Source organism: Pseudomonas sp. (assembly GCF_035277045.1).
GTDB lineage: Bacteria > Pseudomonadota > Gammaproteobacteria > Pseudomonadales > Pseudomonadaceae > Aquipseudomonas.
This window is the reverse complement of the sequence record NZ_DATELE010000271.1, coordinates 1-3,156: the sequence shown is the minus strand read 5'-3', so window position 1 is coordinate 3,156 and position 3,156 is coordinate 1. Positions and strand designations below refer to the sequence as shown.

Here is a 3,156-nt window from a genome sequence, read left to right as displayed (position 1 = left end):
AAGGCCTGATACTACCCTTTTCCATCCGCGAGAACATCACCCTCAACAACCTGCTCAAGCACTGCGGCCGGGGCTTCATCATCGACCGTCGCGACGAAGGCCAGGTGGTCGACGCGTTGATGCGCAAGGTCCAGGTCAAGGCGCCGGACCATGACTGTCAGGTGCGCAACCTCAGTGGCGGCAGCCAGCAGAAGGTGGTGATCGCGCGCTGGCTCAACCACGCCTGCAAGGTGCTGGTCTTCGATGAGCCCACGCGCGGCATCGATGTGGGCGCCAAAGCCGAGATCTATCGGTTGATGCGTGCACTGACGGTGCAGGGCGTCTCGATCATCGTGGTGTCCTCGGACCTGCTTGAAGTGGTCGGTCTCAGCGACCGGGTGGCGGTGTTCCGGCATGGCAAGATAGTCACGACCCTCTCGGGCGCGGCGGTGAATTCCAACGAAATAATGCGCTACGCGACGGGAGCGGCCAACGATGAATGATGTCACCCATACCCCGCTTGGAGGCCAGGGGCCTTCGCCGATCAGTGTGCGCTTGAGCAAATGGCGCACCTCGCCGGTGTTCTATCCGCTTGCTGGATTCATCGTGATCTTCGTGGCGATGTCCCTGGCCAATGACAACTTCCTGACCGCCAGCAACCTCAGCAACGTCCTTCGCCAGGTGTCGATCATCGCCATCATCGCGGTAGGCATGACCTGCGCGATCCTGACCGGCGGCATCGATCTGTCCGTGGGGCCGGTCATGGCCTTGTCCGGCACCCTGACCGCCGGCCTGATGGTGGCGGGCTTCCCGATGGAACTCGCGATGCTCGCGGGACTGGCTGTCGGCGCATTGTTCGGGGCGGGCAACGGCGTGTTCGTCGCCTACGCCAGGATGCCACCGATCATCGTCACACTGGCGACAATGGGCATCGCCCGTGGCCTGGCGTTGCTCTATACCGGTGGCTATCCCATCTCCGGCCTGCCGCAGGAATTTGCCTTCCTGGGCCGCGGCGAAGTCCTGGGCCTGCAGGTGCCGATCCTGGTCATGGCGGTGATGTACGTGCTGGCCTACATCCTGCTGCACAAGACGCCCCTGGGCCGCTACATCTATGCCATCGGCGGCAACGAAGAGGCCGCGCGGCTCAGTGGCGTACGCGTTTCGCGCTACAAGCTGCTGGTCTACACCCTCAGCGGCCTGACCGCTGCCGTGGCGGGCATCGTCCTGAGCTCGCGGCTGATGAGCGGGCAACCCAACGCCGGGGTGGGCTTCGAGCTTGATGCCATCGCCGCCGTGGTGCTGGGCGGTACCGCGATCGCCGGTGGCCGCGGCGCCATCGTTGGCACCCTGGTCGGCGCGATGATGCTGGGTGTGCTCAACAACGGCCTCAACCTGATGGGTATCTCCCCATACATCCAGAACATCATCAAGGGCGCGATCATTCTGCTGGCCATCTACATCAGTCGCAGCCGCGACCGCTAAACCGACAAGGAGCAGGATCATGCGTTACGTGATCGGGGTTGATATCGGAACACAAAGTACCAAGGCGCTGCTGGTGTCGACCAAGGGTGACATTCTTGCGCAGGCGTCAGTCAGTTATCAGGTAGAACAACCGCGCCCGCTCTGGGCGCAACAATGGCCGGACGTCTGGCTGGACGCGGTCCATGAGACGGTCGCGGCAGTGGTTGCCCAAAGCCCGGTGCCGGCCGGGCAGATCAAGGCGATCTGCGTCAGCAGCCTGTATGGCGACTCGGGAATTCCGGTCGATGCCGACATCAAGCCGCTGCACCCCTGCCTGATCTGGATGGACCGGCGCGCCACCGCCGAGGTGCGGTGGGTGCGCCAGCACGTGGATGTCGCGACGCTCAAGCGCGTCACCGGCAATGGCGTGGACAGCTACCATGGCTTCACCAAGATGCTGTGGATCAAGCGCAATCAGCCACAGGTCTGGGCCAGGACGCGCTACCTGTTGCCGCCCAACAGCTATGTGCAGTATCAGCTGACCGGTGAGCTGGCCGTGGACCACAGTTCGGCGGGCAATATCGGCGGGGTCTATGACATCCATGCGCGCAAGTGGTCAACCCCGATGCTCGACGCGCTGGGCATCGACCCTGCCCTGATGCCCCAGCGCCTGGTGGAGTCCCGCGAGATCGTCGGTGGGTTGCTGCCCGACGCGGCGCGGCGCCTCGGCCTGAGCGCTGGTACCCCCGTGGTGGCCGGTGGCGTCGACGCGGCGATGGCCACCCTGGCCGCCGGAGTGCTCGAGCCCGGAAACCATGTCGCCATGCTGGGGACCAGCATGTGCTGGGGCTTCATCAACCAGCGCACCGAGGCCGACCTGGGCCTGATCAGCATGCCCTACGTGCACAACGCCCTTGAGGACATCTACATTTTTGGCGGCGCGATCGCGGCCGGGGCTTCGGTCAGCTGGTTTCGCGAGCAGTTCTGCGCGCAGGAGAAACAGGCAGCCGCCCAGGCGCCAGGCACCGAAGTGCATCAGCTGATGGAGCGGGATGCGGCCAAGACCCCTGCCGGCGCCGATGGGCTGGTGTTCCTGCCCTACCTGATGGGGGAACGCAGCCCGGTCTGGGATGCCAAGGCGTCCGGCGCCTACGTCGGCCTGTCGCTGTTCCATACCCGGGCGCACCTGTACCGCGCGGTCCTGGAAGGCCTGGCATTTGCCTTGCGCCACAACATAGAGCGCGGCCAGCTGGGGGCGTTACGGCTTGATCCGGAGCTGATCGTGGTCGGCGGTGCCGCGGCATCGGACTTGTGGATGCAGATCATCGCCGACATCACCGGCTACCCCGTCCTCACGATCGAGCAGGCCGTCGAGGCGCCACTGGGCGGGGCCATGCTGGCAGCGCTGGCCATCGGCGAAATCGAAACCCTGGCAGAGGTACGCAACTGGCGCACGTTGCGTCCGCGTGCCCAGCCAGATCCGGCAAGGAAAGTCATGTACGACCATATGTTCGAGCAGTATTGCAATCTCTACCAGGCCTTGAAACCCAGCATGCACGCCTTGGCCGGGCTCAGGCAAAAACCGGGGGACGACACAGCGGCAATCGGCAAGGCCGCAGCAGTGCCGGATCAGGTCGAGCCTTGAGTCACGCGCGGATCACCTCTTCCCGGTTTATCCCGTTGGCAACTCGCAAGACATCGGCCATGACCGCGAGC

The 3,156-nt window shown here is 64.5% G+C and carries 3 protein-coding genes; all 3 read left to right on the top strand.

The features are described from left to right. A partial coding sequence (locus VJS90_RS15080; protein ID WP_324122447.1) for an ATP-binding cassette domain-containing protein occupies nt 1-482 on the top strand: 482 nt, incomplete at its 5' end. 118 nt (nt 483-600) lie between these two features. Then, nucleotides 601-1,461, top strand: coding sequence for an ABC transporter permease (locus VJS90_RS15075; RefSeq protein WP_414704948.1), 861 nt, complete (start codon nt 601-603; stop codon nt 1,459-1,461). Between the two features lie 19 nt (nt 1,462-1,480). After that, entirely contained in the window at nt 1,481-3,085 is a 1,605-nt protein-coding gene (locus VJS90_RS15070) for an FGGY-family carbohydrate kinase (RefSeq protein ID WP_324122445.1), read from the top strand. The last annotated feature ends 71 nt before the right edge of the window (nt 3,086-3,156 follow it).